Origin of the sequence: Campylobacter sp. (genome assembly GCF_017646085.1) — a bacterium.
Classification (GTDB): Bacteria; Campylobacterota; Campylobacteria; order Campylobacterales; family Campylobacteraceae; genus Campylobacter.
On record NZ_JAGCNF010000047.1, the window covers coordinates 1 to 5,141 of the forward strand.

General features: G+C 31.9%; 5 protein-coding genes. 1 reads left to right on the plus strand and 4 read right to left on the minus strand.

Translation table 11 applies throughout. The features are described 5' to 3' along the window. A partial coding sequence (gene pyrD / locus J6V67_RS02270; protein ID WP_291857892.1) for a dihydroorotate dehydrogenase (quinone) occupies nucleotides 1-746 on the minus strand: 746 nt, incomplete at its 3' end. Nucleotides 747-997: 251 nt separating this feature from the next. On the opposite strand from pyrD, the gene J6V67_RS02275 reads away from it, so the two are divergent. Beyond that, a complete protein-coding gene (locus tag J6V67_RS02275; RefSeq protein ID WP_291857894.1) occupies nucleotides 998-1,741 on the plus strand; it encodes a hypothetical protein in 744 nt (247 codons plus the stop codon). Here the strand turns inward: J6V67_RS02275 and J6V67_RS02280 are convergent. From J6V67_RS02280 to J6V67_RS02290, 3 genes are all read right to left on the minus strand, one after another. Further along, nucleotides 1,738-2,619: a RusA family crossover junction endodeoxyribonuclease gene (locus J6V67_RS02280; RefSeq protein WP_291857896.1), complete on the minus strand. Its 882-nt coding sequence runs from the start codon at nucleotides 2,617-2,619 to the stop codon at nucleotides 1,738-1,740. The two genes, J6V67_RS02275 and J6V67_RS02280, sit on opposite strands and share 4 nt — an antisense overlap. Next, a complete protein-coding gene (locus tag J6V67_RS02285) occupies nucleotides 2,619-4,349 on the minus strand; it encodes an ABC transporter ATP-binding protein (protein ID WP_291857898.1) in 1,731 nt (576 codons plus the stop codon). Before J6V67_RS02285 ends, J6V67_RS02280 begins: the two co-directional genes overlap by 1 nt. Further along, the coding region (locus J6V67_RS02290; protein WP_291857900.1) for a DALR domain-containing protein at nucleotides 4,325-5,141 on the minus strand (817 nt) is incomplete at its 5' end. The genes J6V67_RS02285 and J6V67_RS02290, both read right to left, overlap by 25 nt.

Genomic DNA, 5,141 nt, shown 5'->3' on the forward strand with positions numbered 1-5,141 from the left:
GAGTAATCTACACTAGTATTATTGATAATTAACCCTTTAAATCCGGCATTTGCAGCCGTAGAACAAAGAGATATAGCTGAGTCTATACTCATATCTGGAGCTATTTTTAGGATTAATGGTTTTTTGGTTAAGCTACTTAAAGCAGCAAATAGTTCATTTATAAATGATTCACTTTGCAAATCTCTTAAATTTGGTGTATTTGGAGAACTAATATTGATAACAAATGCATCACAACAACTATCAAGCCCTTTAACCAAAATTTCATAATCTTTAATCGCCATATCATTTGGCGTAATCTTATTTTTGCCAATATTTGCAATAAGTGGGATACTAAAAGGATATAGCTTTGAGGCTCTAGATTTAATCTTATCTAAACCATCGTTATTAAATCCCATGGCATTTTGTATACTTTTTTCTTCTATTAAGCGAAATAGTCTTGGCTTTGGATTTCCATCTTGAGGTTTTGGCGTAAGAGTGCCATACTCTAAAAATCCAAACCCCATCGCAGATAGCGGTGCAATCATTGTAGCATTTTTATCAAATCCACCAGCGAGTCCAACTGGATTTAAAAAATTAATTCCAAAAATATTTTGTGATAGCTTAGTGTCAATAAAGCAAAAATTATCCACCAAATAGTCACTAACAAATGGAATTTTTACAGATATTTTCATTCCAAATTCAGCTATTTTATGGGCATTTTCCGGATTTAGTTTAAAAAAAATTTTTTTAATATCACTATAGTTCATAATATTCCTTTAAATCTGCTATTTTAGCTAAAATTTGCTTAAATTTGCTTATAATTAATAAGAAATTTAATGATATTTTGGGCAATTTGTAGATATAATATTTTATAAATTTAAGGAGTAAAAGTGGCATATCAAGAGAAAAAATGGCAAAATTTTTATGAGAGAGCATGGGCTATAAGAGCTGAATTTATGAGCAAATTTATAAATGGGGGGGGTATAATACTCTTCAGATAATTGGAGAATTAGAGAAAATGGAGCGCCTAAATCGCCTTGTAGATAATGGTGATGGCAAACTTAAATGGGAAAAGGCAACCTCTCCAAGTCAAAAATTTAACTTCGCAGATATCCCACATAATAAAATTACTTCACTAAATGGATTAAATATTTTGGTTCCATTTTATACTAATACATCTATTGTAGATATGATTATTGATGCACTAGCACTAGAACAGTATGATAGCGTTATTGAGCTAGGCTGTGGATATGGACAAAATCTTTTTAAGATATTTTATAATGGCGGTGGAGTAAATTTAAAATATTTTGGCGGTGAATTTACTAAAAGCGGCGTAGAGATGGCAAGAAAATTAGCAAATATTGAACCAAATATAAAAGCTGAGTTTTTTCATTTTAACCATTTAAAGCCTAAATTTGATAAAAAATTAGATTTCGGCAAAAAAGTTTTGGTTTTTACTTGCCATACGATTGAGCAAGTAAAGGAGATACCAGATAATTGGTTTAAGATCGTTTCTAGTATTGCGCCGTTTGTACGATGTATTCATGCTGAACCATTTGGATTTCAGGTTGGAAATTTAGGAGAGGCTACTAAAAATCATAAGGAATATTTTTTAAAAGCTGGCTGGAATTTAAACTTTGCTAAGACCCTTAAAATGGCAGGACAAAATGGTGATATCATTATCGAAGATGCTCTTTTAGAGTATAGTTGTGGAACTGATCCATTTAATCCAACTTCAATTGCTATATGGAGATCGGTTTAGAGTTTAATATTGTTAGATTTTAGTGGAATTGAGCCATAATGAATAGTAAATTGGCCTTGATTTAATCTATTTTGCAAGGCCATAATCTTTTCTTTGCTTAAGCGTGCTATCTCCTTACGTACTTGTGTATCTAGGGATTTTGATACTAGGATATAGATAGTGATATTTTTTGGGCTAAATTTATAGGCAATTGTGATTTTGTCTTTGAATTCTTGTAGTGTAGTTTTGATTAGTGCTACAGCCTGCATTTGAGGGTTTTTGTCTGTTGATACTGATTGTACAGTTTCATTTGATGTAGTTGGAGTTTGAATTTCAGATTTTGTTTTTTGTATTTGATTTGTTGTCTGATTAGTTGAAAATGATAAATTTTGACTTGGATTTACCTGTTGATTTAGTGTATTTATAAGAAAATTTAACGCTAAATTATTATTAGGATTTATCGTAGTTGTTGGATTATGGTTATGTTTTTCATACTCTATTATATCTTTAAAATTAGCATCGATAAATTTTATTAGAGGCTTTATAAATGCGGTATATATGAGCTTTTTAATAAATTTAGATAAGATAAATTTATTTTTTATTGTTATTATTAGCTGCTCTTTTTGGGAGTATTGTTTAGAAATTTTAAGCGATATAATGGCGCAATCATCAACATAGCATATTCCTTTTAGCGCATCAAGCGTGTGTTTTAAAATATTATCAATGTCAGCTGGTAGGTGCTGTTTCCATAGTATTTCGACAGCCAAATCTCCATTCATCATAAATGCATTTTGTTCCAAAGCAGCTTTTTTTAACTCCTTTTGATAAATTGCTTTAATAGCATCATTTTTATTATTTATGCTTGTTGGTCTGTCGTTATATACTATTTTTTGTTGCATTAGTGGATTGATCCTAGTTTTAGTTTTTGATAGATTTCACATTCTGCTTCAAGCTCTTTATCTGTACCAAATCCTACGATTTTACCATGACCTATAACAGCAATTTTATCAGCATTTTTGATAGTTGATAGACGGTGAGCAATAACAAATATAATCTTATCTTTGCTTAAATTTTCAATAGCTTTTGTTATTTCTTGTTCGCTTTCATTATCTAGTGCGCTAGTAGCTTCATCAAATATTAGAATTTGTGGATTATGATAAAGAGCTCTAGCTATGGCGATTCTTTGTCTTTGGCCACCGCTTAAATTTGCGCCATATTCATCTAAAGTTGTATAGATTCCATTATCTAAATTTTGAACAAAACTATAAGCATTTGCCATCTTAAGAGCCATTATAATTTTAGCCTCATCTAGTGGAGCAGCATACGCTACATTAGCTGCTATTGTATCGTTAAAGATATATACACGCTGAGTAACTAGACCAATATTTTGCCTTAGGCTATCTAGTTTAAATTCACTTAAATCATTATCATTGATTAAAATCATTCCAGAATTTGGGTCATAAAATCTCATTAATAGATTAATAAGTGTGCTTTTGCCGCCACCACTACTACCTACTAGTGCTATCATTTGACCTTTATAAATTTTTAGATTTATTCCATTTAGTGCAATTTTATCACCGTAGCTAAATTTTAAATCTTGGATTGTGATCGAATTTACCTTAGCTGGGAAATTTATAGTTCCATCAACAATACTTGGCTGCATATCAAGCAGTTCAAATGTTCTTTGACTAGCTACTATTGCATCTTGCATTTGATTATATATATTAGTTATTCTTTTAATTGGCGTATAGAGCATAAATAGAGCTGTAAGAAAGCTAAAAAAGCTACCTACTGTAATTTGTCCATCAATAACTTGCTGACCACCTATAATTATAGTAACTGCGATTCCAACTGAGCCTAATGTTTCCATCATTGGACTAACTAAAGCATTTACCTTGACGCTTTTTAAATTTAAATGAAATATTTTAGTATTGTGATTATAAAATTTGCTTAGCTCTTTTTCTTGGGCACTACTAGCTTTAACTATTTCGATATTTGAGAAAATTTCATTTAACACTGATGTGATATCGCTAGAAGTCTCTTGAGAGGTTCTGCTTAGCTTTCGCATTCTTTTAGCTAAGCGTGAAAGCGGATAAAAGGCTGCTGGTAACACAATAAGTGAGAATAGTGCTAAAGTAGGGCTTTGATAAATTACAACACAAAGTAATCCAATAATAGTTACAAATTCACGCACAAGCTCAGGAATGAGCGATGAGACGATATTGCGAATACGCTCAATATCGCCCATGATCCTACTCATTAGCTCGCCAGTGCGATATTTATGGAAAAAACTCATATCTAATCCAAGTAGATTATCAAGTAGCTTGTATCTAAAACGCCTTACCATATCTTGTCCGATATAAGCAGTAAAATATACCTGTAGATATACTCCAAGGCTTTTTATAAAATATATTGCAATAATTGCATATGGAAGCAAATATAAAAGTGTTTCATTTTTTTCAACAAAGATATAATCAAGTACAGGCTTAACTAACCAAGCAGATACTGCTGTGCCAATGCTAGCCATAATCATTCCTAAAATTGCAATAGCAAACTGCCACACATACTCTTTATAATAGGATTTAAACCGTCTAAAAACTTCTGTTATTCCGTCCATATTTTCTCCCATTTTACTCCATTTGGTGTATCCATTATCGCTACACCAAGGGCGGTTAGTTCATCTCTTATAAGATCAGCTTTAGCATAATCTTTAGCAGCCTTAGCATTATTTCTATATTCTATTAAATTTGCAATTTGCTCTTTTTGCTCTAAGCTAAATCCATATTGAAACCACTCAAACTCATCTATATAAAGAATTCCTAAAATCTCTTTTATAAATTCTAAATTTGCCATTATATCAGCTTTTAGTGCTTTGTTTTTTGGTTCTTTATCTAGATTTGTATTGGCTATATTTACCATTTCATCAATTTTTGCTAAGGCTTCTGAAATATTTAAATCATCGCTTAGAGCCTCTATAATCGCATTTTTAAACTCTAAATTTATCTCTCCAGGACTTACGCCACTTAAGCGCTTTTTAAGTCTATAAATCTTATCGAGCCGTTTTTTACTAGAGAGCAGATCTACTATGTCATAGTTAAAATTTGCCCTATAATGACTACTCATTAGATAATATCTTACCGCTTCACCCGGAGCAATAGCTAAAGCATCTTTAACAAAAAATGAATTGCCAAGGCTTTTACTCATTTTTTCATTATTTACCTGAATAAAGCCATTATGTAGCCAATGTTTAGCTAGCTCTTTATGATTGGCACATCGGCACTGTGCAGCTTCGTTTTCATGGTGAGGAAAGAGTAGATCAGCTCCACCGGCGTGAATATCAATGGTTCCATTAAAGATCTCTTCAATCATTGCTACGCACTCAGTATGCCAACCAGGACGCCCCTTGCCAAATGGGCTATCA

Excerpts from the sequence above, each read along its gene's own strand:
- J6V67_RS02285 (WP_291857898.1), bottom strand. The coding sequence starts at position 4,349 with ATGGGAGAAAATATGGACGGAATAACAGAAGTTTTTAGACGGTTTAAA.
- J6V67_RS02275 (WP_291857894.1), top strand. The coding sequence starts at position 998 with ATGGAGCGCCTAAATCGCCTTGTAGATAATGGTGATGGCAAACTTAAA.
- J6V67_RS02280 (WP_291857896.1), bottom strand. The coding sequence starts at position 2,619 with ATGCAACAAAAAATAGTATATAACGACAGACCAACAAGCATAAATAAT.